General features: G+C 73.4%; 18 protein-coding genes. 8 read left to right on the forward strand and 10 right to left on the reverse strand.

The window, feature by feature from the left end; translation table 11 throughout:
- Positions 1–217: 217 nt before the first annotated feature.
- Together xylA and ACSTA4_RS01820 are read right to left on the reverse strand one after the other, a co-directional pair.
- Positions 218–1375 carry a xylose isomerase gene (xylA, locus tag ACSTA4_RS01815; RefSeq protein WP_416027630.1) on the reverse strand — a complete coding sequence of 386 codons (1158 nt, stop codon included), beginning with the start codon at positions 1373–1375 and terminating at the stop codon, positions 218–220.
- A gap of 55 nt (positions 1376–1430) precedes the next feature.
- Positions 1431–3434 (reverse strand): beta-galactosidase, encoded by a 2004-nt coding sequence (locus tag ACSTA4_RS01820; protein WP_444962215.1) that lies wholly within the window; start codon positions 3432–3434, stop codon positions 1431–1433.
- A gap of 85 nt (positions 3435–3519) precedes the next feature.
- Between ACSTA4_RS01820 and ACSTA4_RS01825 the strand changes: the two genes are divergently transcribed.
- The 4 genes from ACSTA4_RS01825 (at position 3520) to ACSTA4_RS01840 (ending at position 9351) form a co-directional block, all read left to right on the forward strand.
- Positions 3520–5835, forward strand: a complete 2316-nt coding sequence (locus ACSTA4_RS01825) for a glycosyl hydrolase family 95 catalytic domain-containing protein (RefSeq protein WP_444962216.1) — start codon at positions 3520–3522, stop codon at positions 5833–5835.
- Between the two features lie 92 nt (positions 5836–5927).
- Complete coding sequence (locus ACSTA4_RS01830) at positions 5928–8654, forward strand: cellulose binding domain-containing protein (RefSeq protein ID WP_444962217.1); 2727 nt, start codon at positions 5928–5930, stop codon at positions 8652–8654.
- A gap of 119 nt (positions 8655–8773) precedes the next feature.
- Positions 8774–9055 carry a type II toxin-antitoxin system Phd/YefM family antitoxin gene (locus ACSTA4_RS01835; RefSeq protein WP_444962218.1) on the forward strand — a complete coding sequence of 94 codons (282 nt, stop codon included), beginning with the start codon at positions 8774–8776 and terminating at the stop codon, positions 9053–9055.
- Positions 9052–9351 carry a type II toxin-antitoxin system RelE family toxin gene (locus ACSTA4_RS01840; protein WP_444962219.1) on the forward strand — a complete coding sequence of 100 codons (300 nt, stop codon included), beginning with the start codon at positions 9052–9054 and terminating at the stop codon, positions 9349–9351. Before ACSTA4_RS01835 ends, ACSTA4_RS01840 begins: the two co-directional genes overlap by 4 nt.
- 92 nt (positions 9352–9443) lie before the next feature.
- Here the strand turns inward: ACSTA4_RS01840 and ACSTA4_RS01845 are convergent, their stop codons facing one another.
- The 3 genes from ACSTA4_RS01845 to ACSTA4_RS01855 are packed head-to-tail and all read right to left on the reverse strand — an operon-like array spanning position 9444 to position 13046.
- Entirely contained in the window at positions 9444–10358 is a 915-nt protein-coding gene (locus ACSTA4_RS01845; RefSeq protein ID WP_416027638.1) for a carbohydrate ABC transporter permease, read from the reverse strand.
- Positions 10355–11395, reverse strand: a complete 1041-nt coding sequence (locus tag ACSTA4_RS01850; RefSeq protein ID WP_444962220.1) for an ABC transporter permease — start codon at positions 11393–11395, stop codon at positions 10355–10357. The genes ACSTA4_RS01845 and ACSTA4_RS01850 overlap by 4 nt, the downstream gene beginning before the upstream one ends.
- Positions 11388–13046, reverse strand: coding sequence for an extracellular solute-binding protein (locus ACSTA4_RS01855; protein WP_444962221.1), 1659 nt, complete (start codon positions 13044–13046; stop codon positions 11388–11390). Before ACSTA4_RS01855 ends, ACSTA4_RS01850 begins: the two co-directional genes overlap by 8 nt.
- 200 nt (positions 13047–13246) lie before the next feature.
- Here ACSTA4_RS01855 and ACSTA4_RS01860 point away from each other — a divergent pair, with 200 nt between their 5' ends.
- Entirely contained in the window at positions 13247–16225 is a 2979-nt protein-coding gene (locus tag ACSTA4_RS01860; protein WP_444962222.1) for a glycoside hydrolase family 3 C-terminal domain-containing protein, read from the forward strand.
- A 162-nt stretch (positions 16226–16387) separates the two neighbouring features.
- Here the strand turns inward: ACSTA4_RS01860 and ACSTA4_RS01865 are convergent, their stop codons facing one another.
- The 3 genes from ACSTA4_RS01865 to ACSTA4_RS01875 all read right to left on the reverse strand — a co-directional run bounded on the left by ACSTA4_RS01865 (position 16388) and on the right by ACSTA4_RS01875 (position 19605).
- On the reverse strand, positions 16388–17443 hold the full coding sequence (locus ACSTA4_RS01865; protein ID WP_444962223.1) for a serine hydrolase domain-containing protein: 1056 nt from the start codon (positions 17441–17443) through the stop codon (positions 16388–16390).
- Positions 17440–17967 (reverse strand): PadR family transcriptional regulator, encoded by a 528-nt coding sequence (locus ACSTA4_RS01870; RefSeq protein WP_444962224.1) that lies wholly within the window; start codon positions 17965–17967, stop codon positions 17440–17442. Before ACSTA4_RS01870 ends, ACSTA4_RS01865 begins: the two co-directional genes overlap by 4 nt.
- Positions 17968–18252: 285 nt before the next feature.
- On the reverse strand, positions 18253–19605 hold the full coding sequence (locus ACSTA4_RS01875; RefSeq protein WP_444964074.1) for an ROK family protein: 1353 nt from the start codon (positions 19603–19605) through the stop codon (positions 18253–18255).
- Between the two features lie 313 nt (positions 19606–19918).
- Between ACSTA4_RS01875 and ACSTA4_RS01880 the strand changes: the two genes are divergently transcribed.
- On the forward strand, positions 19919–20506 hold the full coding sequence (locus ACSTA4_RS01880) for a GNAT family N-acetyltransferase (protein ID WP_444962225.1): 588 nt from the start codon (positions 19919–19921) through the stop codon (positions 20504–20506).
- Positions 20507–20584: 78 nt separating this feature from the next.
- Positions 20585–21055 (forward strand): NUDIX hydrolase, encoded by a 471-nt coding sequence (locus ACSTA4_RS01885; protein WP_248773203.1) that lies wholly within the window; start codon positions 20585–20587, stop codon positions 21053–21055.
- Here the strand turns inward: ACSTA4_RS01885 and ACSTA4_RS01890 are convergent.
- Both ACSTA4_RS01890 and idi read right to left on the reverse strand, forming a co-directional pair.
- Positions 21043–21768, reverse strand: coding sequence for an HAD family hydrolase (locus ACSTA4_RS01890; RefSeq protein WP_444962226.1), 726 nt, complete (start codon positions 21766–21768; stop codon positions 21043–21045). The two genes, ACSTA4_RS01885 and ACSTA4_RS01890, sit on opposite strands and share 13 nt — an antisense overlap.
- Positions 21769–21963: 195 nt before the next feature.
- The gene (gene idi, locus ACSTA4_RS01895) at positions 21964–22536 is read right to left on the reverse strand and encodes an isopentenyl-diphosphate Delta-isomerase (RefSeq protein ID WP_444962227.1); all 573 of its coding nucleotides are present in this window, start codon (positions 22534–22536) and stop codon (positions 21964–21966) included.
- 282 nt (positions 22537–22818) lie between these two features.
- Between idi and ACSTA4_RS01900 the strand changes: the two genes are divergently transcribed.
- Positions 22819–24306 (forward strand): SDR family oxidoreductase, encoded by a 1488-nt coding sequence (locus tag ACSTA4_RS01900; protein WP_248774763.1) that lies wholly within the window; start codon positions 22819–22821, stop codon positions 24304–24306.
- Positions 24307–24317: the final 11 nt, after the last annotated feature.

Consider the following 24317-nt stretch of genomic DNA (forward strand, 5'->3'; position numbering starts at 1 on the left):
GACCACCGCCACTACCCACGGCCCCGCTGTCCAGACACGGCGCCTACCGGTCACCGACCGGCCTGTCCCGACCCGGCTGCTGCCCAGATCCGGTCACCGCCCCGACTCCACCCCGCCCGCCCGGAACCGGCCGCCGCCCCGCGCCGATCCCGGAAACAGCCGGGGCCGCGCCCCGCGCGCCTCGCGCGGAACACGGCCCGGGTCCGGGGACGGAAGGTCAGCGCAGGCCGAACAGGTGCTCCATGGCGAGCTGGTCCAGGCGCTCGAAGTGGTAGCCCCGCGCGCCGACCTCGGCCAGGTCGATCTCCTCGGCCAGCAGGTCGGACAGGGACTCGCCCTCGCCCAGCGTGGACTGGGACAGCTCGGGCACGCGCGAGGCCGCGAGCGCCTCCACCACCTCGGGGTCGGCGCGGAACGCCTTGGCCTTCTCCTTGAGGATGAGGTAGTTGCGCATGCAGGCCGCCGCCGACTCCCACACGCCGCTCATGTCCTCGGTGCGCGGCGTCTTGAAGTCGAAGTGCAGCGGGCCGTCGTAGCCCGCGCTCTCCAGCAGGTCCACCAGGAAGAACGCCTCCTTGACGTCGCCCGAGCCGAAGCGCAGGTCCTGGTCGTACTTGATCCCGCGCTGGCCGTTGAGGTCGATGTGGAAGAGCTTGCCCGCCCACAGGGCCTGCGCGACGCCGTGCGCGAAGTTCAGCCCGGCCATCTGCTCGTGGCCGACCTCCGGGTTGACCCCCACCATCTCGGGGTGCTCCAGCTCGTTGATGAAGGCCAGGGCGTGGCCCACCGTGGGCAGCAGGATGTCGCCGCGGGGCTCGTTGGGCTTGGGCTCCAGGGCGAAGCGCAGGTCGTGGCCCTGCTCGCGCACGTAGCCGCACAGGATGTCGAAGGCCTCGCGCAGCCGGTCCAGGGCGGCGTGGTCGTTCTTGCCCGCCTCGGTCTCGGCGCCGTCCATGCCGCCCCAGCACACGTACGTCTTGGCGCCCAGGGACACGGCCAGCTCGATGTTGCGGATGACCTTGCGGATGGCGTACCGGCGCACGTCGCGGCTGTTGGAGGTGAACCCGCCGTCGCGGAACACCGGGTCCGAGAACAGGTTGGTGGTCGCCATCGGCACCTTGAGCCCGGTCTCGTCCAGGGCCGCGCGGAACCGCTTGAGGATGTCCTCGCGCTCGGTGTCGGAGCTGCCGGGCGGGATGAGGTCGTCGTCGTGGAAGGTGATCCCGTGCGCGCCGAGGTCGGCGAGGCGGCGCACGGCGTCCACCGGGTCGAGCGCCGGGCGGACGGGATCGCCGAAGGTGTTCACCCCGCGCCACCCCACGGTCCACAGACCGAAGGTGAACCTGTCCGCGGGCACGGGCTGGTAGCTGCTCATGTCGTGTCTCCTGAGGTAGGCGCAGGACTCCGGAATAGTTTGTCTAGAGTCACAACTAATTGTCAACGGGGTGGCCGCGCAACACCGCCACCCCGCCGCCCGGCAGGGTCATCCCCTGCGCCGAAACGCCCGACACCAGGTCGCGGGCGCCCGCGTCCAGCCCGAACCGGGCCGGGTCGATCCACCGCGGCCGGTTGTCGTGGTTGGTGACGAACACCCACGCGCCGTCCCGGTCCACCCGGCGCACCACCTCCAGCCCCGGTTCCGGGAACGGCCCCGTCCCGGCCGCCTCGGCCAGCAGCCGCGCCAGGCCCCGGTCCGACAGCCGGGCCGACAGGTACCAGGCCTCGCCCGCGCCGTGGCGCCGCCGCGTCACCGCGGGCAGCCCGTCCAGCGGTCCGCCCGCGTAGTGGGCCACCGCCTCGGCCCCCGCCAGGTGGACGTGCTCGCTCCACAGGGTGACCTCCTCGCGCACCGAACCCAGGTCCACGCCCACCGAGTCCCCGGGCAGCAGCGGGTGTATCTCCTCCACCCGCACCCCCAGCAGGTCCCGCAGCGCGCCCGGGTACCCGCCGGTGCGCACGGTCCCGTCCGGGTCGGCGGCCCCGCTCAGGAAGGTCACCACCAGCGTCCCGCCGTCCTCGGTGTAGCGGGCCAGCCGCTCGGCCGCCTCGTCCGAGAGCAGGTACAGGGCGGGCACCACCAGCAGCGGCACCCGCGGCAGGTCGCGGTCGGGGCGCACCATGTCCACCGTGCGCCCCGACCGCCACAGCACCCGGTGCACCTGGCGCGCCGCCTCCAGGTAGTCCACGCCCCGCACGGGCAGCGACGGGCTGCCCAGCGCCCACCAGCACTCGGGGTCCCATGTGAGCGCCGCGTCGGCGACCACGTCGGCGTCGCGCGCCTCCGCCACTCGGGGCAGCACGCTCCCCAGTTCGCACACCTCGCGGAAGATCCGCGAGTCCGGCCCGGCGTGCGGCACCATCCCCGAGTGCCACTGCTCGGCGCCGCCCCGGGAGGCCCGCCACTGGAAGAACATCGCGCCCCGCGACCCGCGCGCCACGTGCGCCAGGCTGTGCCGCGCCGTCTCCCCGGGGGCCTTGGGCCGGGCGACCTCGCCCGTGTAGGTCACACCCGCCGCCTGTTCCATCAACAGCCACGGCCGTCCCGGGACGGGCACGCGCTCCGCCCACGAGCGGGCCAGGTCGGCGGCGAAGGCGGTCTGCTCCGCCCCGCCCTGCCCCGTCCGGTCCGGGTAGTCGTCCACGGCCACCAGGTCCAGGTGCTCGGCCCACCGCCACGGGTCCACCGGCACCCAGTCGCCGAAGGCCAGGTTGGTCGTGACCGGCACGTCCGGCCGCACGGCGCGCAGCACGTCGCGCTGGGACAGGAAGTGGTCGAGCATCGCGTCCGACAGGAACCGCCGGAAGTCCAGCACGTGCGCCGGGTTGGGCAGGTACTGGGTCGCGCGCGGCGGCTGGACCTGCTCCCACTCCGAGTATTGCTGGCTCCAGAACGCCGTGGTCCACGCCGCGTTGAGCCGGTCCAGGTCGCCGTGGCGACCCCGCAGCCAGTCGCGGAAGGCCCCGGCGGTGTGCTCGGAGTGCGACCACGTCCCGTACTCGTTGTGCACGTGCCACAGGCGCAGCGCCGGGTGCGCGGAGTAGCGCTCCGCCAGCGCGCGGGCGATGCGCACCGAGGCCTCACGGTAGGCGGGGGAGCACACGTCGTAGGTGTCGCGGCTGCCGTGGGTGAGCCGTGTCCCGTCCGCGGTCACCGGCATCGCGTCGGGGTGGGCGAGCCCGAACCACGGCGGGGGAGAGGCGGTCGGGGTGGCCAGGGCGACCCCGATCCCGGCGTCGGCGAGCCGGTCCAGCACCCGGTCCATCCACTCGAACCGGTACTCGCCCTCCTTCGGCTCCAGGAGCGCCCAGGAGAAGACGCCGACCGTCACGAGGTTGACCCCGGCGCGGCGCATCAGCTCCACGTCCTCCGCCTGGACCTCCTCCGGCCACTGCTCGGGGTTGTAGTCGCCGCCGAACCACAGCGGAGAGGACATGGGGAACTCCTTCTGGTTTGGTGTGTGCGCCAACAAAGTAGGGCGGAAACCCTTCCGGGCGACACCCCCCACACGAGGAGAGCGCATGTCCGCAGCACGACGGGTCCGCACCCGCCATCCGGTCGGGAACTGGGAGGACGCGCTGGTCACCGGCAACGGGCGCCAGGGGGCGCTCGTGCACTCGACGGCGGAGCGCGTCCGCCTCACCCTGTGCCACGAGCGGCTCTTCCTGCCGGTCACGGAGCCCCTGCCCGCCCCCGAGACCGCGCCCCTGCTGCCCGAACTCAGGGAGCTGCTGCGCCGGGGCCGTTCCCGCGAAGCCGCCGAGCGGATCGCGGAGTCCGCGGCGCGGGAGCACCCGGGTTACGCCGACACCCGGTGGATCGACCCGCTGGTGGGGGCCGCCGTGCTCTCGTTCGCCCCGCGCGGGCCCCGGCCGGGGCCGGTCACACGCACGTGCGACCTGGACTCGGGGCTGGTCACCGAGGAGCTGCCGGACGGGACCGCGCACAGGGCCTTCGCCTCCCGGCCCGACGACGCCGTGGTCGTCGAACTCGCCTCGCCCCGGGGCCTGGACGGAACGCTGCGGCTCACCGCGCTGGAGGAGGCGCCGCCGGTCCCGATGACGGTGGTCCGCGAGGCCGACCCCGGCCTGCTGACCCTGCGGGCGGACTTCCCCGAGCGCCCGCCCGGCGGGCTGTCGGGGTATACGGTGACCTGCGCCGTCAGCGCCGAGGGCGGTCGGGTCGGCGCCGACGGCGAGGGGCTGGACCTGCGGGGCGTCCGGCGGCTGCGGCTGACGGCGCGCGTGCGGGTGGACGGGTTCGCCGCGCCGGAAACGGGGAGTCCCGTGATCCTGTCCGGGACGGATGGATCCACCGGGAGCCCGGAGGACTTCGCCGGGGCGCTCGAACGCCACCGGGCGGTGCACGGCGACCTCATGTCCCGCTTCCGGCTGGAGCTGGGGGGCGGTCCGGCCCGCCCCGACGCGCTCGGCGAGGACCTCCTGGCGGCGGGGGCCGCCCCCGACCTGATCGCCCGCCTGGTCGACGCCGGGCGGTACGCGATCATCTCCAGCTGCGGCGACCTGCCGCCCACCCTCCAGGGGGTGTGGAGCGGCACCTACGACCCACCGTGGCGGTCGGGGTACACCTTCGACGGCAACCTGCCCTCCGCCCTCGCGGCCCTGCACACCACGGGCACGCCCGAGCTGATGACCGGCCTGTTCGACCTCCTCGACGGCATGGCCGACGACCTGGCGGAGAACGCGCGGCGGCTCTACGGCTGCCGGGGGATCCTGCTGCCCGCGCACGCCTCCACCTCCGGCAGGCACAACCACTTCGGCCCCGAGTGGTGCCTGACCTGCTGGACCGCGGGCGCGGCGTGGACGTCCCGCCTGTACTGGGACCACTACTCCCACACCCGCGACCGCGCGTTCCTGCGTGAGCGCGCCCTGCCCTTCCTCACCGCCGCCGCGGAGTTCCACGAGGACTTCCTCACCGACGAGGGCTTCTCCCCCTCCTACTCGCCGGAGAACACCCCCGGGGACGGCGACGGCCAGGCCGCCGTCAACGCCACCATGGACGTCGCGGCCGTGCGCGACCTGGTGCGCAACCTGCTGCGGGCGCACCGCGTGCTGGGCGTTCCCGGCTCGCGCCGCTGGGCCCGGCTGGGGGCGCGGCTGCCCGGCTACCGGGTCGCCCCGGGCGGCGAACTCGCCGAGTGGGCGGGCCCGGCCGGGCCGGTCGGGCAGAGCGAGCGGCACGCGCACCGGCACGCCTCCCACCTGTACCCGCTCTGGTACGAGACCGACCCCGCCCTGGCCTCGCCCCGGCTGCGCGCGGCGGCGGTCGCCGCCGTGCGCGCCCGCCTGGCGTGGTGGCGCGGGCAGGAGTCCGACGAGATGGCCTTCGGGCTGGTCCAGCTCGGGCTGGCCGCGGCCAACCTGGGCCTGGCCGCCGAGGCGCACGAGACCCTGTCCCTGCTGGCCACCCGTTACTGGCGTCCCACCCTGGTGCCCACGCACAACCGGGGCAGCCTGTTCAACGTGGACATCGGCGGCGGGTTCCCGGCCGTGGCGGCGGCGATGCTGGCCCGGTCCGCCGAGGGGCGGCTGGACCTGCTGCCCGCCCTGCCCCGGGAGTGGGCCTCGGGCCGGGTGGAGGGGCTGCGGGCCCGGGGCGGGGTCGTCGTGGAACTCCTGCAGTGGTCCGGCGGCCGGGCCCGCGCGCGGTTGCGGGCGGTCGAGCCCCGCCGGACGGTGGTCGCGCTGCCCGGCGGGGAGCGGCGCGGGGTGGACCTGGTACCGGACCGGACGGTGTCCCTGCAATTCGCGGTGGTTGCCGAGAAGGAGTCGAATCGCTTCGAAAATTCCCGTGCAACACCCCTTGCCGGGGGTTAGTCGGCTATCCAGACTAATGGGGAATTCGCGCCTGCCCCGGGACCGGATTTCCGGGGAGGGCTCACCCCCCGATTCCCCCAAGGAGCCCGCACATGCCTCCCGAACAGCACCGGCCCCCCAGACGCGGGCGGGGCCTACCGGCGCTCGCCGTCGCGGCGGCCACCGCACTGGCCGCCTCCACCGTCGTCGCCACCACCGCGGCCGGAGCCGCCCCCGCCGAACCGGCCGCGGCGCAGGCCGCCTACGAGTGGGACAACGTCGAGATCGTCGGGGGCGGCTTCGTCCCCGGCATCGTCTTCAGCGAGACCGAACCGGGCCTGGCCTACGCGCGCACCGACATCGGCGGCGCCTACCGCTGGAACCCCGACACCGAACGCTGGATCCCCCTGCTCGACTGGGTCGGCTGGGACGAGTGGGGCTACACGGGCGTCGTCAGCATCGCCACCGACCCCGTCGACCCCGACCGCGTGTACGCGGCCGTGGGCACCTACACCAACGACTGGGACCCCAACAACGGGGCCATCCTCAGCTCCGACGACCGCGGCGAGACCTGGGACGTCGCCGAGCTGCCCTTCAAGCTCGGCGGCAACATGCCCGGCCGCGGCCTCGGCGAGCGCCTGGCCGTGGACCCCAACGACAACAGCGTCGTCTACTTCGGCGCGAGCGGCGGCAACGGCCTGTGGCGCAGCACCGACCACGGTGCCACCTGGGCCGAGGTCGAGGCCTTCCCCAACCCCGGCGACTACGTCCAGGACCCGGGCGACGAGACCGGCATGATGTCCGACATCACCGGCGTGACCTGGGTGGACTTCGACCCCCGAACCGGGTCCGAGGGCTCGGTCACCCAGGACGTCTACGTCGGCGTCGCCGACCTGGACGACCCGGTCTACCGCAGCCGGGACGGCGGGCAGACCTGGGAGCCGGTCCCCGGCGCGCCCACGGGGCACCTGCCCGCGCACTCGGTCGTGGACCACGAGGGCGGCCAGCTCTACATGGCCACCACCAGCACCCCCGGCCCCTACGACGGCGACTCCGGCGACGTGTGGCGCATGGACCTGGCGACGGGGGAGTGGACCAATATCAGCCCCGTTCCCTCCGGTTCCGAGGACAACTACTTCGGCTACGGCGGCCTGACCATCGACCGGCAGGACCCGGACACGCTGATGGTCGCCACCCAGATCTCCTGGTGGCCCGACATCCAGATCTACCGCAGCACCGACCGCGGCCAGACCTGGACCCAGGCGTGGGACTGGGGCGCCTACCCCGAGCGCACCGCGCGCTACGAGATGGACATCTCCGGAGCGCCCTGGCTGGACTTCGGCGGCACCGGGACGCCCCCGGAGACCCAGCCCAAACTCGGCTGGATGACGCAGGCGATGGCGATCGACCCGTTCGACTCCGACCGCTTCATGTACGGCACGGGCGCCACGATCTACGGCAGCGACAACCTCACCAACTGGGACGCGGGCACCACCTTCGACATCGGGGTCAGGGCGCACGGCATCGAGGAGACGGCCGTCAACGACCTGATCAGCCCGCCCGAGGGCGCGCCGCTGCACTCGGCCCTGCTCGACATCGGCGGCTTCACCCATCAGGACCTGGAGACCGTCCCCGACCAGATGTACCAGCAGCCCTACTGGGGCCACGGGACCAGCCTGGACTTCGCCGAACTCGCACCCGCGACCATCGCGCGGGTCGGCGGCAGCGACGCCGAGGCCGCCATCGGCCTGTCCACCGACGGCGGCGAGAGCTGGTGGGCCGGACAGGAGCCCGGCGGTGTGACCGGCGGCGGCACGGTCGCGGTGAACGCGGACGGCTCGTCCCTCGTGTGGAGCCCCGACGGCACCGGCGTCCACGTCTCCACCACCCTGGGCTCGTCGTGGACCGCCTCCACCGGTGTCCCGGCGGGCGCGAGGGTGGAGGCCGACCGGGTGGACCCGGACGTGTTCTACGCCGTCTCCGGCGGCACGTTCTACACCAGCACCGACGGCGGGGCCACTTTCACGGCGGGCTTCGACGGGCTCCCCACTGAGGGGAACATCCGCTTCGGCGCGGTGCCCGGCCACACCGGTGACGTGTGGGTCGCCGGAGGCACCGGGGACCACTACGGCATGTGGCGGAGCACGGATGCCGGGGCCTCCTTCGAGCAGGTCGAGGCCGTGGACGAGGGCGACGCGGTCGGTTTCGGCGCGCCCGCGCCGGGCTCGGACTACCCGGCGGTGTACACCAGCTCCAGGATCGACGGCGTGCGCGGGATCTTCCGCTCCGACGACGCGGGTGAGAGCTGGGTGCGGATCAACGACGACCAGCACCAGTGGGCCTGGACGGGGGCGACCATCACCGGCGACCCCAACGTCTACGGCCGAGTCTACGTCGGCACCAACGGCCGGGGGATCGTCTACGGCGACCTGGCGGGCGGTGGCGGCGACCCCGACCCCGAACCGACACCGGAGCCCTCGCCGGACCCCGAACCCACCCCGGAGCCGTCCCCGGACCCCGAGCCCGGGGACTGCGCGGTCGAGTACACATTGATCAACACCTGGAGCGGCGGGTTCCAGGCCGGGGTGACGGTCACCAACACCGGCGACGAGGCCCTGGAGGGCTGGGAGGTCGGCTGGGAGTTCACGGCCGGTGAGGAGGTCACGAGCCTCTGGAACGGCGCGCACACGCAGGACGGCGCGTCGGTGCGGGTGACCGACGCCGGGTGGAACGCCCGGATCGCACCGGGGAGTTCGGTGACGGTCGGCTTCAACGGGACCGTGGACGGCGAGCCCGCGCGGCCGACCGGGCTCACCCTCGACGGAGAGGCCTGCGGCTGACGCCCTGACACGGCGGGGCCGGGAGCCGCGGGTGCGGTTCCCGGCCCTTCACCCATGCTCCGATGGCACACGTGATCGCTTCCACCCAACAACAGGTGTACATCCAGTACACTAGTTGTATGAATGAGCCGGTGACCGCGACCATGTCCGAAGTGAGACGCCACCTCGCCAACACCATCGATCGTGCACGTCATGACCACACTCCGACCTTCATCACGCAACGGGGTAGGACGACTGCTGTTCTCCTGGACGCGGATGAGTACCAGCGCCTGCTTGAAGTAGAGCAGGCGGCGGAGGACGCGTGGCTGAGCCGTCTTGCCGCCGAAGCTGAAGAGGAAGGGCGCGAGGGCTCCGTTTCGCTGGAGGAGATGGCCCGAGAACTGGCCCAGGGGCAGGAGTGAATCGGCACATCACTCGTTTCACCATTGCGGCCCAGCGCAGGATGCGCAGGATCCCTCGCATGGAAGCGGTCAGGATCTTGCGCCGCCTCTCCGAACTCCAACAGGCACTCGACGTTGGTGACACCAGTGGTTTCGACATCAAGTCCCTCGTTGGCTACCAGGGATACTGGCGTCTTCGCGTCGGCGACTACCGTGCCGTCTACACCCTGGACAAGGACGATGACGGACAACCGATCGTGTGGGTCTGGGTGGTCGCCGTCGGAGACCGCAGGGATATCTACGAACAGGACTTCTGAGCAAGTCTGTTCTCTGATATTGGGCGCACCCGCGCCCCCGGGGTTCCAGGAGGAGGGAGAACCCCGGGGGCGCGGGCGGACCTGGGGCGGCGCTACCCCTTGACGGCGCCGATGATGACGCCCTTGGTGAAGTGCTTCTGGACCAGCGGGTAGACGAACGTGACCGGCACCAGGGCCACCACCACGATGGCCATCTGGATGGCCAGGTTGGGCGCCGAGGCGGTCCCTCCCTGCACCGCGTCGCCGATCACCGAACTCGAACTGAGCTGCTGGCCCTGCTGCACGTACTGGCGCAGCACCAGCTGGAGCGGCCACTTGGCGTTGTCGTTGATGTAGAGGATGGCGTTGAAGAAGGCGTTCCAGTAGCCCACCGCGTAGAACAGGCCGACGACCGCGGTGACCCCCTTGGACATGGGCAGGACCAGCCGGGTCATGATGGTCCACTCGCTCGCCCCGTCCACCCGGGCGCTGTCGCCGATCTCCTGGGGCAGGTTCATGAAGAACGCCCGCATCACCACCAGGTTGAACGCGTTCACCGCCGTCGGCAGGATCAGCGACCAGTAGCTGTCGATCAGGCCGACGTTGCTCACCAGCAGGTACAGCGGGATCATCCCGGGCGCGAACAGGAAGGTCAGCAGCACCGCGAACAGCAGCGGCCGGTGCCACAGCGACCCGGGCTGGGACAGCCCGTAGGCGGCCAGGACGGTCGCCACCAGGCTGACCAGCGTTCCCACGGCCGTGACGCCCAGGCTGACCAGCACGGCCCGGGTCACCACGCCGCCGCTGAACAGGTCGGCGTAGGCCTGGAAGGAGATCCCCTGCGGGACCAGCACCAGGCCGCCCGCGCTGTTCACCGCCGAGGCGGGGGACAGGCTGGTCAGGATCACGACGTAGAGGGGGAAGACGATGACGACCGCGATGGCGGCCAGGGTGGTGTTCTTCGCGGCGCGCGCGGGGAGGCTGGGGCGCTCCGCCCACACGGGGCGGTCCTTGAACAGTGTGCTCATGCTCGTCGGTAGATTCCGTTTTCGCCCATCTTGTGGGCCAGCTTGTTGGCCAGAACGATGAGGACCAGTCCGACCACGCCCTTGACCAGGCCCGCGACCGCTCCCGCGCTGAAGTTCCCCGTCACCAGGGTCTGGTGGTAGATGAAGGTGTCCAGCACCTCCGACACGCCCGAACCGAACGCGTCGCGCTGGAGGTAGAACTGCTCGAAGCCGACGTTGAGGATGTCGCCGATCTTGAGGATGAGCAGCAGGATGATCACCGGTCGCAGGCCCGGCAGGGTGATGTGCCACATCCGCCGCCAGCGCCCGGCGCCGTCCACGGCCGCGGACTCGTAGAGGTTCTGGTTCACGGCCGCCAGCGCCGCCAGGAAGATGATCGTGCCCCACCCGGCGTCCTTCCAGACCATCTGGGAGGTGACCACGAACAGGAACGCGTCCGGGTCGGTCATGACCTCCAGCGGCGCGTACCCGTTCTGCCGCAGGATCTGCGAGAACAGCCCCGCGCCCCCCAGGATCTGCTGGAACAGGGTGACGACCAGGACCCACGAGAAGAAGTGCGGCATGTACACGATGCTCTGGAGCACCATCCGCAGCCTGGGGCTGAGCACGCTGTCCAGCAGGATGGCCAGGGCGATCGGGATGGGGAAGAAGAACACCAGCTGGACGGCGGCGATGACCAGCGTGTTGCCCGCCGCGGACCAGAAGCGGGGGTCGGTGAACAGCCGTTCGAAGTGCGCCAGCCCCACCCACGGGCTGCCCCACACCCCGTCCCAGGGGTTGTAGTCCTGGAAGGCGATGACGTTGCCCAGGGTCGGCGTGTAGTGGAACACCGCCAGCAGGCCGATCGCCGGGACCGTCATCAGCAGCAGTTGCCAGTCGCGGCGCAGCCTCGCCCCGAACGGGACCCGCCTGCGCCCCCGGGACGCGGACCCGCCCCCGGGGTCCGGGACGGCCGGGGGCCGCCCCCGGCCCCCGCGCCCGCGGGACGCGGCGGCCTGGGAGGGCGGTTCGCCCTTGGTCATGGTCCGCTCAGTCACGGCCGTGCTCCTGGAGGACCCCCATGTAGAACTCGCGGCCCTCGTCGCCGCCGTCGCGGCGCCAGTCCGCGACGGCCTGGTCCAGGGCGCTGAGGTCCTCGCGGCCCCGGATGATGTCGTTGACCCTGTCGGTCAGCGGGGTCTCGGCCCCCGAGAAGCGCTCGGGGCGCTGGATGCGGATGCCCGCGAACGGGTCGTCCTCGGTGAACTGGGCGGCGTGGTTGTACCAGTCGCACTTCCACGGCACGAAGTCCGGGTACTGGCTCTCGGTGATCGCCTGGGGCCGTCCGCTGATGAAGTAGTAGCCGTCGTTGACCTCGCCGTTGCCGGTGTCGGTGAGCTGCGGGGCGCCGTCGTCGTTGAGCTCGTGGTGCACGCCCTCCTCGCCGTAGCGGTAGTCCATGTACTCCCGCGTCCCGAACGGCGCGGCGCAGTAGTTGATAATGCCCAGCAGCTCCTCGACCTGCTCCGGCTCCATGCCCTTGCGCAGGAACACGGACTGGGCGGAGGGGTCGCTGCGGTGCATCACCGGGTCGGCGCCGCCGTTGCCGAAGACCGGCATCAGGTCCAGGCGGAAGTCGGGGTTGTCGCCGAGCATCTGCATGTAGGCCTCGTGCCAGGCGCCGATGCCGTCCTGGTTGAAGAGGATCTGCCCGGAGTTGAGGAGCTCCTTGGAGTTGTCCCCCTGGGCGACGATGTCGGGGTGGACGAGCCCCGCGTCGAAGAGCCTGCGCATGTACTCGACGCTGGCCCTCCACTCCTCGGTCTCGAACATGTGGGTGAGCTCGCCGCCCGAGTAGCGCCACTGCTTGGGCGCGCCGAAGACCTGGCGCATGCTGAGGTTGAAGTCGCCGAAGGCCCAGCGGTTGTTGTCCGGGTCATTGACCTCCTCGCCGATCGCGAACAGGTCGTCGGGGCTGGTCGGGGCCTCCAGACCGTACTCCTCCAGGAGGTCGCGCCGGTACAGGACCCAGTTGCCGAAGGGCTCGGCGGGCCAGGGCACCCCGTGCAGCTGCTGGTTGAAGACGTTCCAGCGCCAGGCGTCGCTGTCCAGGTTGGCCAGCAGGGGGTAGGCTCGCGCCGCGTCGCCGGCCAGGTGCGGCGTCAGGTCCTCGAAGAGCTCGCCGACGGCCCGGTTGAACTGCGGGATCAGGTTGATGACCCAGTCGGGGATCATCGTGATGTCGGCGACGTCGCGTCCGGCGATCACCGCGTTCATCTTGTCGATGACCGAGTTGCCGTCCTGGAAGTTGAACTCCACCGTGGCGCCCAGGCGCCCGTTGACGTATTCGAAGAAGGAGTTGTCGCCCAGGCCGGGCGGGATCGGCCCCCACAGCGGGGTCATCGCGGTGTACTGTCCGCCCCGGCCGGGGGCCTCGGGCACGGCCTGGACGAACTCCGTCGGGTAGGCGGTGAACCCGTCCGGCGCGCCGTGCTGTCCCGGGATGTCGGGGGTGACCCCCTCGAACGGGATGTGCGTGGGGATCAGGTCGTCCAGCGAGCTGGCGGAGGAGGCGGACCCTCCGCCGCTGGACGACTCCGAGCCGCAGCCGGTGAGCGTTCCGGCGGTGAGCGCCGCGGCGGTGGAGGCGCCCACCAGGCCGAGGAAGCGGCGTCGGCTGGGGGGCAGGCGCAGGGGGGTGGTGCGCATAGCGTCGTTCCTTCGGTTGAGCAGGCCGGGGGAGCCCAGGGGGGTAGGAAACGAAGGGCCATTTTGCTATGAATTAGTTGGCCGTTTAGACAAACAAATTACTCCACTGTGATGTGGCACACAAGGTCTTCAGGTATCGAAGTCGAAGCGGTTCGATTTCGAAGGACAATACCCTCGCGCACGAGAGGCGAACACCCCCCATGACCCTCCAGCCGCACCTGCCGCCGTACCGGGACCCCGCCCTGCCCACGGAACGGCGCGTGGACGACCTGCTCGCCCGCCTCACCCTGGAGGAGCGGATCGGCCTGCTCCACCAGCACCAGGCGCCCGTGGAGCGCCTGGGCATCGGCCCCTTCCGGACCGGGACCGAGGCGCTGCACGGACTGGCCTGGCTCGGACCGGCCACCGTCTACCCGCAGGCCGTCGGCCTGGCCAGCACCTGGGACCCCGGCCTGCTCCGCCTCGTCGGCCGGGCCACCGGCGACGAGGTGCTCGCCCGCAGGGGCGCGGGCGCGTCGCCCAACGTCTGGGCGCCCGTGGTCAACCCGCTGCGCGACCCCCGCTGGGGCCGCAACGAGGAGGGCTACTCCGAGGACGCGTGGCTGACCGGGCTCCTGGCCGCCGCCTACGCCCGGGGGCTGGCCGGTGACGGCGACACGCTGCGCCTAGCGCCCACCCTCAAGCACTTCCTCGCCTACAACAACGAGGAGGGCCGCTGTGAGACCTCCAGCGACCTGCCGCCCAGGGTCCTGCACGAGTACGAGCTCCAGGCCTTCCTGCCCGCGCTGGCCGAGGGGGCGGCCGTGTCCGTCATGCCCTCCTACAACCTGGTCAACGGGCGGCCCGCGCACCTGAGCCCGCTGATCGGCGACGTGCTGCGCCCGGCCGCGCCCGACCGCCTGCTGGTGGTCAGCGACGCCTACGCGCCCGCCAACCTCGTGGAGGCGCAGCACTTCCACCCCGACCTGCCCACGGCCTACGCGCACGCGATCCGGGCCGGTCTGGACAGCTTCACCCAGGACGACGACCGCGCCGGGGCCACCCTCGGGCACGTGCGCGAGGCGCTGCGCCGGGGGCTGCTCACCGGGGCCGACATCGACCGCGCCGCGCGCAACGTGCTCTCGGTCCGGATCCGGCTGGGCGAGTTCGACCCCGTGACGGGCGGGGCCGGGGAGGGCGGGGACCTGCTGGCCGGGGACGGTCCGGACGGCGGGATCGGGGAAGGGGGCACCGGGGGCGGCGCCGCGGGGGAGGCCGGGCACGGGACCGCCGGGGACGCCGGGGCCTTCGACACCCCGGAGCACCGGGCGCTGGCCCGGGAGGCGGCCACCCGCTCGATCGTGCTGCTCCGCAACGGGGGCGCGCTGCTCCCGCTGCGCGACGTGCGCCGGGTCGCAGTCGTCGGCCAGCTCGGAGACACCGTGCTGGAGGACTGGTACAGCGGGACGCTGCCCTACGCCGTGACCGCGCGCGCCGGGATCGCCGAGCGGGTGGAGACGGTGTTCTGCGAGGGCGTGGACCGGATCCGGCTGAGCACGTTCGGGCATGGACTCGTCGTGGACCCCGGCGACGGGAGCCCCGCCCGGTTGGAGGTCCACGGCGTCTGCGGCGGGCACCGAGGCGCGGACGGGCACGCGCCGACCGTGGAGGAGGAGGTCGAGGGCGCGGACTTCGACCTCCTGGACTGGGGCGGCGGCGCCTGCGCCCTGCGCTCGGTGCGGACGGGGAGGTACCTCGACGTGGGACCCGAGGACGTCCTGGCCTTCACCGCGCCGGGACCCGGCACCTGGGAGGTCACCCAGACCTTCCGCCTGGAGGAGTACAAGGGCCTGCACACCCTCGTCCACGTGCGCACCGGTCGCGGCGTCACAACGGGGACGACCGACGGGGAGCTGCGCCTGGCCGGAGCGGGGGAGACAGAGGGCCTGTTCATCGTGGACGGGCTCGGCACGGGCGCCGAGGAGGCCGCGCGGACGGCTTCCGCCGCCGACGTCGCGGTCGTCGTCCTGGGCGACCACCCCATGGTCAACGGGCGCGAGACCGAGGACCGGACCGACCTGGACCTGCCCGCCGCCCAGGAGCGGGTGCTGCGCGCCGTGCGCGCGGCCAACCCCGCCACGGTCCTGGTGCTCAGCAGCGGCTGCCCGTTCGGGATCACCTGGGCCGACGAGCACGTCCCGGCCGTCCTGTGGTCGGCGCACGGCGGCCAGGAGTACGGCCGCGCGCTCGCCGACGTGCTCTTCGGCGACGCCGAGCCCTCCGGGCGGCTTCCGCAGACCTGGTACCGCTCCGCCGACGACCTGCCCGGGATGCTCGACTACGACATCGTCGGCGCGCGCGGCACCTACCTGTACTTCGAGGGCGAGCCGCTCTACCCCTTCGGGCACGGACTCGGCTACACGACGGTGGAGTACGAGGACCCGGTGGTCCGCGTGGACGGCGGCCGGGTCACCGTCACCGTCGTGGTCACCAACACGGGCACGCGGCCCGCCGACGAGGTGGTGCAGGTCTACACCCGCCAACTGGCCTCGCGGGTGCGGACCCCGCTGCGCGCGCTGCGCGGGTTCGCCCGGGTGCGCGTGGAGCCGGGCCGCAGCGCGCTCGCCGCGGTCTCCTTCGACGTGGACCGGCTCGCGCTGTGGGACACCACCCGCGACCGCTTCGTGGTGGAGGACGCGCCTCGCCAGGTGCTGGTCGGGCGCTCGGCGACCGACATCCGCGCCACCGCGGCCCTGGACGTGCCGGGGGAGGCCGTCCCGCCCCGGGACGCGCGCACGCCGTGGTCGGCCGCGGGCTACGACGACGCCCGGGGCACGTCCCTGTGCCCGCTCACCCCCGAGCGGGGCGACGCGGTGCGCTCCCGGGAGGGCGGCGCGTGGGCGGCCTTCCACGGCGTGGACCTCGGCGACGGGACCACCGGGTGCCGCCTCACGGTGAACGCCGAGCACGCCTGCACGGTCCGCGTCCGCCTGGACGACCCCGAGGACGGGCCGACCGCCGCGGTGGCCGACGTCCCGGCGGGCAAGGACGGCTACGACTTCACCGAGGTCGGCGCGGCCTTCGAGGACGCGGGGGGAGCCGGGGGAATCCGTGACCTGTACCTGGTCTTCGACCGGCCGGGCACGGCGGTGGCCGACCTGGTCCTGACCGGCGGCGCTCCGGCGCCGGAGGCGGACTGAGCGGCGGCGGGCCCGACACGGGTCGACCGGCGCGGGGCTGCCGACGGCGGGCCGGAGCCGGTCCGTGACCGGCCCGTCCGGACACCCGGGCGGGCCGTCCCGGCCGCCCGGGTTCCCGTGGCGGCCGCCGTGCGCTCCCGGACCGGCGGGGCCCGGAGGGGCTCACCGGAACTGGGCCACCAGCTGGGCCAGGATGTTGTGCGGCAGGCTGCGGGGGAGCATCTGGTTGACGGTGCCGGAGACGTGGAGGCCGTGTTCCGGGACGTGGTAGAGCACGTTCCCGAAGGCCCCGGAGTGGCCGATCATCTCCGGGCACGGGATGAACGGCGTCATCCAGCGCGGGAGCCTGAACCGCATGACCCCGATCCCGTAGTCGATGGGGACCAGGCGCGAGAACACCGGGTTCCAGTGCGCGGTCATCTCCGCCAGGTACCGCGCGGGGAACAGTTCGCCCCCGACGAAGGCGCGCAGGAGCCGCAGCTGGTCGGCCGAGGTCGAGACCACCGCTCCGTCGGGCGGGAACGAGGCGATCGTCCTGGGCACGCGCAGCCGGGTGCGGCCGTGCAGGAGCGCGGCGACCTCGTCGTAGCGGTCCAGCGTGTGCGGGGTGAACAGCCAGGTGTCGCGCAGCCCGAGCGGTTCGAGGACCCGGGCGCGCAGGGCGCGGTCGTAGCCGCCGGACGTGGCCACCTCGACCACGCGCCCGAGCAACTGGTAGTTGGTGTCGCAGTAGTGCGCCCTGCCCGGGGTCGAGGGGGCGAACCGGCTCGGCATGGCCCTGGCCATGTCGAGGAAGTCCTCGAAGGTCCAGGCGGCGTCCTCGCGGAGCATGTCGCCCAGGAACGTGGTGCCGTCGGGGCGCTTCTGCTCGAAGTAGTCGGGGATTCCGGAGGTCTGCGTCAGCAGTTCGCGCACCGTGATCGCCGGGCCGTGGTCGCGGCCCCCGTACGTGTTCAGCCCGCGCATCGTGTCCGCGCCGAGCAGGTCCGCGACGGTTGTGTCGAGGGTCAGGACCCCCTCGTCGCGCAGCTGCATGACCATCGCGACGGTGTACAGCTTGGTGATGCTGGCGACGAAGTACGGCCGCCCGGTGTCGCCGTGGCTCCAGGCGAACCCGGTGGAGGGCTGCTCCACGGCCAGGCTCATCAGCGACACCCCCGGCTTGGCGGCGTAGCGCGCCGCGATCCTGTCGAGCCGGGCCGATATCCGCTCGCTCACGGGGTGTCCTCCAGCAGTCGTTCGGTGGCGTCGAGCCAGTCCAGCTCCGCCCTGGCCAGGGTGATGCCGTAGGAGAGCGTGGCCAGGCGGAGCGCCTGCCCGAGCCCGGCGGCCTCCGCCGGGACGGCGATCGCCTCCAGCGCGGCCAGCTCCCCGCCCACCTCCCGCCTGCGGGCGTCCAGCAGTTCCCGGACGTCCTCCGTGCGCATCCGGTCCGCGAAGAACAGCCGCGCCAGGAAGGGGTCCCGGGTCGGCGGGGTGCGCAGGGGGGAGGCGAGCCAGCGGTCCAGCTCGGCCAGCCCGGGGGCGGTCACGCTGTGCAGGTGCAGGTTGGGGCGCTCCTCCTGCACCACGGTGCGGCGGGAGGCCAGGCCCTCCTCCACCAGGCCGGTGAGCGTCCGGTAGATCTGCGACTGGTCCGCCGTCCAGAAGTGCCCGACGCTCTCGTCGATCACCTTCTTCAGGTCGTAGCCGCTCATCGGCTTGATGGACAGGAGTCCGAGGATGGCGTGACGTAGGGACATGGCTAGAGGATAGCGCCAATATGTGTGTTGTCCACTATAGGAGAGTGCAGGTATCGCGGAGTCCGGTGCGGACTCCGGAGCCGGAACGCCGGAACGAGGGTGAATCCCCTGTTCGGGGCGGGTTGAACGCCGCCCCGCACGGCCCTCCGGTAGCGGTCCGGAAAGGTTGCCGGTGTGACGCGGGGGGGCCGACCTGCCTCTGGGCGAGGTCGGGCGGTCGTTGCGCGCTACGGGTACGAGATCCCGGTGGACGGGCGGGCCCGGCGAATCCTCCCGGTCACGGCACTACACGGTGTCCGCGGTGCTTCCGTCCGGCTGTGCCGTGTCCGCCGCCGGGTGCTCGGCGGGCTCCACGGCGGGGTCCGCGGCGGACTCCTCGCCGGACTCCGGGGCCGGTGCGACGGGCTCGGGCAGGGGCAGCAGCCCGGCGTCGAGCGAGTGGATCATCGCGGTGGCCCCGCCCCGGGCCGCCGCGCTCAGCCCCAGCGACGACAGCTCCACCCGGCAGCCGCCCGCGTCCGGCGCGAACGCGCTCGCCGCCGCCTCCGCCCGGCAGTTCGGCAGCAGCCACGGGCCCAGGGGCACGAAGTAGCCGCCCAGCACCACCAGGCTCGGGTTGGTGACGTTGATCAGCACGGCCAGGCCCCGGCCCAGCCACGTGCCCGCCCGCTCCAGCGCGCCGACGGCGGCGTCGTCACCCGATTCGGCGCGTTCCACGGCCGTCCCCACCAGCTCGGCGACGTCGCTGCCCGACAGCGGGTGGTCCGGGAACCGGTCGGGGACGGCCCCGCGCAGGATGGCCCCGATCCCCGCCAGCGCTTCCAGGCAGCCGCGCCGCCCGCACGCGCACTCCGGCCCGTCCGGGGACAGCGACAGGTGGCCCACCTCGCCCGCGAACCCGCTGGCGCCGCGCAGCAGCCCGCCCCCTGTCAGGATGCCCGCGCCGATCCCGACCTCGCCGGTCAGGTAAGCGAGGTCGGCCGTCCCCGCGAACGACCCCACCCGGTACTCGGCCACCGCGCCCAGGTTCGCGTCGTTGTCCACCCGCACCGGGACGTCCCCCGCCCCCTCCTCGCGCAGCAGCTCCGTCAGCCGGTCGCGCAGCGGCACGTCGCGCCAGCCCAGGTTGGGCGCGTGCGTGACCGTCCCCGAGGGGGCGTCGATCAGCGCCGGGACCGCCACGCTCACCCCCACGACGGTGCGCCCGCGCAGCGCGGGGTCGGCCGCCGTCGCGCCCAGGGTGCGCGCGATGTGCCGCGCGCACGCCTCCGCCCCGGCCGACCGGGCGTCGAAGGGGACGTGGCGGCTGACCAGTTCGCGCTGGAGCAGGTCCACGGCGACCACCGAGAGGTAGTCCACGTTGACCTCCAGGCCGATCGCCGCGATCGAGGAGTCGTCCAGGTCCAGCAGCACCCCGGGGCGTCCCACCCGCTGCCGGGAGGAGCGCCCGGTCTCGCGGACCAGCCCGCGCGCCATGAGGTCGGCGACCAGGCTGGACACCGTGGTCTTGTTCAGCCCGGTGGCCGCGGCCACCGCCGCGCGCGAGCAGGGGGCCAGCTCGCGGACCGTGCGCAGCACGACGCCCAGGTTGGTCTCCCGGACCGTCTGGAAGCTCACCGTTCCCGAACCGACCGACACCTGGTCCCCCTCGTCCCGTCCGACACGGCACACCGTGCCCGGATCGTACAGGGAGCCGACGGTGTGAGCGGGGGCGCTGCCCCGGCAGGGCGTGGCCGCGGGGGCGGACGCGGCGGAGGAGGCGGCTGTGACCGGGGAGGCGATCCTGGAACCGGGGGCGACGCCGGGATCGGGAATCCGGAGCCGGAGCCGGAGCCCGGACCGGAAGGCCGGACCGGAACCGTGGAACCGGGGGCGGAGCCGGAGCCGGGGCCGGGAAGCCGGACCGGAAAAGCCGTTGCGCGCGGCCGACCCCTCTGGTGGGATCCCGGGCATGGTGCCTCCCGACGTCTTCCGCGACCAGCCCGTCCTCACCGGGGAGGGGGTCCGCCTCGAACCGCTCGACGCCGGGACCGGTGAGCACTTCATCGAACCGGTACTGCGCATGGACCCCGAGGTGCGCCGCCTCACCGGCACCCACCGGGAGTTCACCAGGGAGGAGCTGGTGCGCTGGGCCGCGACGCGGCCCGACCACCACGACCGCGCCGACTGGGTGGTCTTCGAGAGGGAGGGCGGCGCGCCCGTGGGCGAGTGCGCGCTGATCGACCTCGACCCGGACAACGCCGGCGTCGGCTACCGGATCGCGCTCAACGGCATGTCCGTCACCGGGAGGGGCTACGGCACCGAGGCCACGGACCTCGTGCTGGAGTACGCCTTCACCGTGGCCGGGCTGCACCGGGTCGCCCTGGAGGTGTTCGCGTTCAACACCCGCGCGCAGAGGTCCTACGCCCGGTCGGGGTTCGTCCGGGAGGGCGTCCGGCGCGGGGCCCTGCGCTGGGACGGCGAGTGGCACGACGCGGTGCTGATGTCGATCCTGGCCGAGGAGTACGCCGAGCTCCGCGCCGCCCGGGGCAAGGGCTGAGGCGCGTTCCGCGGGCGTCGCCCGCCGCTCAGCAGGGTGTGTACCCGCGCGACGCGTCCCGGGGCTACCCTCGGGCCCATGCCCGTTCCTGACTTCCTCCTCGCCCTCCGCAGCCACGTCGGCCACGGCCTCCTCCCCCTCGTCGGGGTGACGGCGGTGGTGGTCAACGAGGAGGGCGAGGTCCTCCTGCACCGGCGGGCGGACGACGGCCGCTGGTCCACGCCCGGCGGCATCCTGGAACCGGAGGAGGAGCCCGCCCGGGCCGTGGTCCGCGAGGTGCGCGAGGAGACCGGGGTGGAGGTCGAGGTGGAGCGGCTCACCAGCGTGGTCGCCCAGGAGCCCTTCACCTACCCCAACGGCGACCGCGTGCAGTTCCTCGACCTGGCCTTCCGCTGCCGCCCCGTGGGCGGGGCGCCCGACGCCAGCGGCGACGAGAGCCTGGACGTGCGCTGGTTCCCGCCCAGGGCCCTGCCGGACATGCCCCAGCGCATCCTCGACCGGATCGGCCACGCCCACGAGGACCGCCCGGGGCCGTTCTACGTCACCTGAGCCCCCGGCCCCCCGGTGGGCGGGGAGAGCAGCCCGTCCACCGTCTCGGCCAGGTCGCGGCCCGAGACGTCCGGAGGGGCGAAGACCGACGGGAAGCGCCCCTCCAGGTGGGAGGACCAGCCGGTCACCAGACCCGCGTTCCGCGCCCCCGCCACGTCCCATCCGTGCGCGGTGACCAGGGCCAGCCGCTCCGGGGCGACCCCCAGGGACCGCGCGGCGGCCCGGTAGGCGCCCGGCGCGGGCCGCCACTCCCCGGCGGGGCGGGCGGCCAGCACATCCTCCACCAGGTCGAGCAGGCCGGCGCGCTCCAGCAGCCCCCGGGCCAGCGCGTCGTCGTGGTCGCCCAGGACCGCGACGGGCACCCCGGCCCCGCACGCGGCGCGCAGCGCGGCGGCCGCCTCGGGGCGGGGGTCGAGTCCGGCCAGCCCCTCGACGACGGAGTCCTCGGCGGAGGGGGCGATCTGGTGGCCGGTGATGTCGCGCAGCGCTCCCCGGACCACGTCCTCGAAGGAGCGGTCGGCGCCGTCGCCGCCCACCAGGGCCAGGGCGAACGAGTCGCGCAGCAGGTGGTCCGACCAGCGGGTCATGAGCACCCGGGGGATTCCGGCCTCCCGGAACCGCCACTCCAGGGGCGCGAGGGGGAAGAGGGTGTCGAGGACGTCGAGGACGAGGGCGGCCGGGCGGAGCGGTCGCCCGGCGGGGCGTTCGGACATGGGAGCGGCTCCAGGGAGGGGGTAGGGGACGGCCACCCCGTTCCTACCCGGGCGCGGGGCCCTTCGCGCCTCCCGGCCGCCCGGTCGCCGCCCTCGCGCCCACCGTTCCCGCGACCGGTATCCGGCGCGGGGCCCCTCCCGCCTCCGCCGCACGGCGCCCCGGACCCGTCCCCGTCCCCGGGTCCGCCGCACGGCTCAGAGCACGTTTTGGTGGGGGATCCGCAGACGGGGGATCTGCTCCACCGCCCACGGGCTCAGCAGCCACGGTGTCCGTTCGGCGACCGCCACCAGGTCCGCCCACTCCGCCCACGCGTACTCGGCCACCTCCGACGGGTCGGGGTCCGGGCCCTCCTCCGCGCGCGCCCAGAAGACCGGGCAGAACTCGTTCTCCACGATCCCCTCGGCCGACACCGCCCGGTACCGGAAGTCGGGCAGCGCGGGCCGCACCCCGCTGACGCGCATCCCCAGCTCCTGGCCGACCCGGCGGCGTACGGCCGCGTCGAGGTCCTCGTCCGGGCCGGGGTGGCCGCAGCAGCTGTTCGTCCACACCCCCGGCCAGGTGGTCTTGCCCAGGGCCCGGCGGGTGATCAGCACCCGCCCGTCCGCGTCCAGGACGTAACAGGAGAACGCCAGGTGCAGCGGTGTCTCCCCGGTGTGCACGGTGGCCTTGTCGGCGACTCCCACGCGCCGGTGCTCCTCGTCGAGCAGAACCACGAGTTCGCGCTCGGCGCCGCCCTCCGCGCTCGCGGCGGCCTTGTGCTGGGTCACGGCTCCTACCCCCCGGTTGCGGGACCGCCGCGCTCCGCCCGGCCGTCCCTCGTTCCTACGTCACACCCGTACGGTCCGTACTCCCCACGCGGCGACGTTCTCCCCTCCCATACTCACCCGTCGCTCCCACCCGATGCGCACCGGCTCCACCGGACCGTGCTCCGCGCGGTCCCGGGGTGCGCATACAGTTCCTGATGGCCCCGAGTCGGGAGCCACCGGACACAGGGAACGGGAGGCCGGCCGCGACGACCGCGGCGCGGCGGTGGAGCGGTGACAGAGACGATGACGGACACGGGTACCCGGACGCTGCCGGAGGAAACGGAGCACCCGGCGGAGCGGATCGACCCCGACCGGTTGGCCGCGTGCCTGGACGTGATCGCCCGCGCCGGCGAGCTGCCCAGCGACCACCCGGACTCGGTCGCCCTCCAGCGCGCGACCGCCCGCCTGTTCAAGAACGTCAAGGAGCAGCGCCGCAAGGAGCGCCAGGCCGCCCGCCGGGCCCACGACAGCGCCGTGTTCGCGGCCACCGCCACCGCGGCGCCGGACCGGATCGACGACGAGACCAACGGCCGCGCCCTCACCAGCGGCAGCGGCGGCGCCCTCGCGGGCGTGCTGAGCAGGCCCCGGCCCTGCTACATCTGCAAGGAGAAGTACCGGGAGGTCGACTCCTTCTACCACCAGCTGTGCCCCGCGTGCGCCGCGTTCAACAGGGAGCGCCGGGCCGCCCGCACCGACCTGACCGGGCGCCGGGCCCTGCTCACCGGCGGCCGGGCCAAGATCGGCATGTACATCGCCCTGCGGCTGCTGAGGGACGGCGCGCACACCACCGTCACCACGCGGTTCCCCAACGACGCGGTGCGCAGGTTCGCCGCGATGCCCGACAGCGGCGAGTGGCTGCACCGGCTGCGGGTGGTGGGCATCGACCTGCGCGACCCCGCCCAGGTGCTGCGGCTGGCCGACTCGGTGGCCGAACAGGGGCCGCTGGACGTCCTCATCAACAACGCGGCCCAGACGGTGCGCCGGTCGCCCGGCTCCTACGGGCCGCTGGCCGAGGCCGAGGCCGAACCGCTCACGGGCGAGGGCCTGCCCGAGCCGCTGGTGCTGGGCGGCGTGCGCCCGCGCGCCCTGGAGGGTTCCACCGGCCCGGAGCGGGACGCCCCGGCGACCCACGCGCTCACCCCGGCCATGCTCACGTCCCTGGCGCTGACCACGGGCTCCGCGTCGATGGAGCGGGTGCGCACCGGAACGGCGATCGACGCCGGAGGGCTGGTGCCCGACCTGGCCCCGGTGAACAGCTGGACGCGGCGGATCGGCGAGGTCGACCCCGTCGAGATGCTGGAGGTGCAGCTGTGCAACGTGAGCGCGCCGTTCCTGCTGGTGGACCGGTTGCGCCCGGCCCTGGCCGCGTCCTCCGCGCGCCGCACCTACATCGTGAACGTGTCGGCGATGGAGGGGGTGTTCGGCCGCGGCTACAAGGGGCCGGGGCACCCCCACACCAACATGGCCAAGGCCGCGCTCAACATGCTCACCCGCACCAGCGCCCAGGAGATGCTGGAGTCCGACGGCATCCTGATGACCAGCGTGGACACCGGGTGGATCACGGACGAGCGCCCGCACCCGGAGAAGGAGCGGCTGGCCGAGGCCGGGTTCCACGCGCCCCTGGACTTGGAGGACGGGGCCGCGCGCGTGTACGACCCCATCGTGCGGGGCGAGCTGGGCGAGGACCTGCACGGGTGCTTCCTGAAGGACTACGCCCCCGCCAACTGGTAGAGGGCAGCCGG

The organism is Nocardiopsis sp. M1B1 (genome assembly GCF_052466615.1).

Excerpts from the sequence above, each read along its gene's own strand:
- xylA (WP_416027630.1), bottom strand. The coding sequence starts at position 1,375 with ATGAGCAGCTACCAGCCCGTGCCCGCGGACAGGTTCACCTTCGGTCTG.
- ACSTA4_RS01820 (WP_444962215.1), bottom strand. The coding sequence starts at position 3,434 with ATGTCCTCTCCGCTGTGGTTCGGCGGCGACTACAACCCCGAGCAGTGG.
- ACSTA4_RS01825 (WP_444962216.1), top strand. The coding sequence starts at position 3,520 with ATGTCCGCAGCACGACGGGTCCGCACCCGCCATCCGGTCGGGAACTGG.
- ACSTA4_RS01830 (WP_444962217.1), top strand. The coding sequence starts at position 5,928 with ATGCCTCCCGAACAGCACCGGCCCCCCAGACGCGGGCGGGGCCTACCG.
- ACSTA4_RS01835 (WP_444962218.1), top strand. The coding sequence starts at position 8,774 with ATGAATGAGCCGGTGACCGCGACCATGTCCGAAGTGAGACGCCACCTC.
- ACSTA4_RS01845 (WP_416027638.1), bottom strand. The coding sequence starts at position 10,358 with ATGAGCACACTGTTCAAGGACCGCCCCGTGTGGGCGGAGCGCCCCAGC.
- ACSTA4_RS01855 (WP_444962221.1), bottom strand. The coding sequence starts at position 13,046 with ATGCGCACCACCCCCCTGCGCCTGCCCCCCAGCCGACGCCGCTTCCTC.
- ACSTA4_RS01860 (WP_444962222.1), top strand. The coding sequence starts at position 13,247 with ATGACCCTCCAGCCGCACCTGCCGCCGTACCGGGACCCCGCCCTGCCC.
- ACSTA4_RS01870 (WP_444962224.1), bottom strand. The coding sequence starts at position 17,967 with ATGTCCCTACGTCACGCCATCCTCGGACTCCTGTCCATCAAGCCGATG.
- ACSTA4_RS01880 (WP_444962225.1), top strand. The coding sequence starts at position 19,919 with ATGGTGCCTCCCGACGTCTTCCGCGACCAGCCCGTCCTCACCGGGGAG.
- ACSTA4_RS01885 (WP_248773203.1), top strand. The coding sequence starts at position 20,585 with ATGCCCGTTCCTGACTTCCTCCTCGCCCTCCGCAGCCACGTCGGCCAC.
- ACSTA4_RS01890 (WP_444962226.1), bottom strand. The coding sequence starts at position 21,768 with ATGTCCGAACGCCCCGCCGGGCGACCGCTCCGCCCGGCCGCCCTCGTC.
- ACSTA4_RS01900 (WP_248774763.1), top strand. The coding sequence starts at position 22,819 with ATGACGGACACGGGTACCCGGACGCTGCCGGAGGAAACGGAGCACCCG.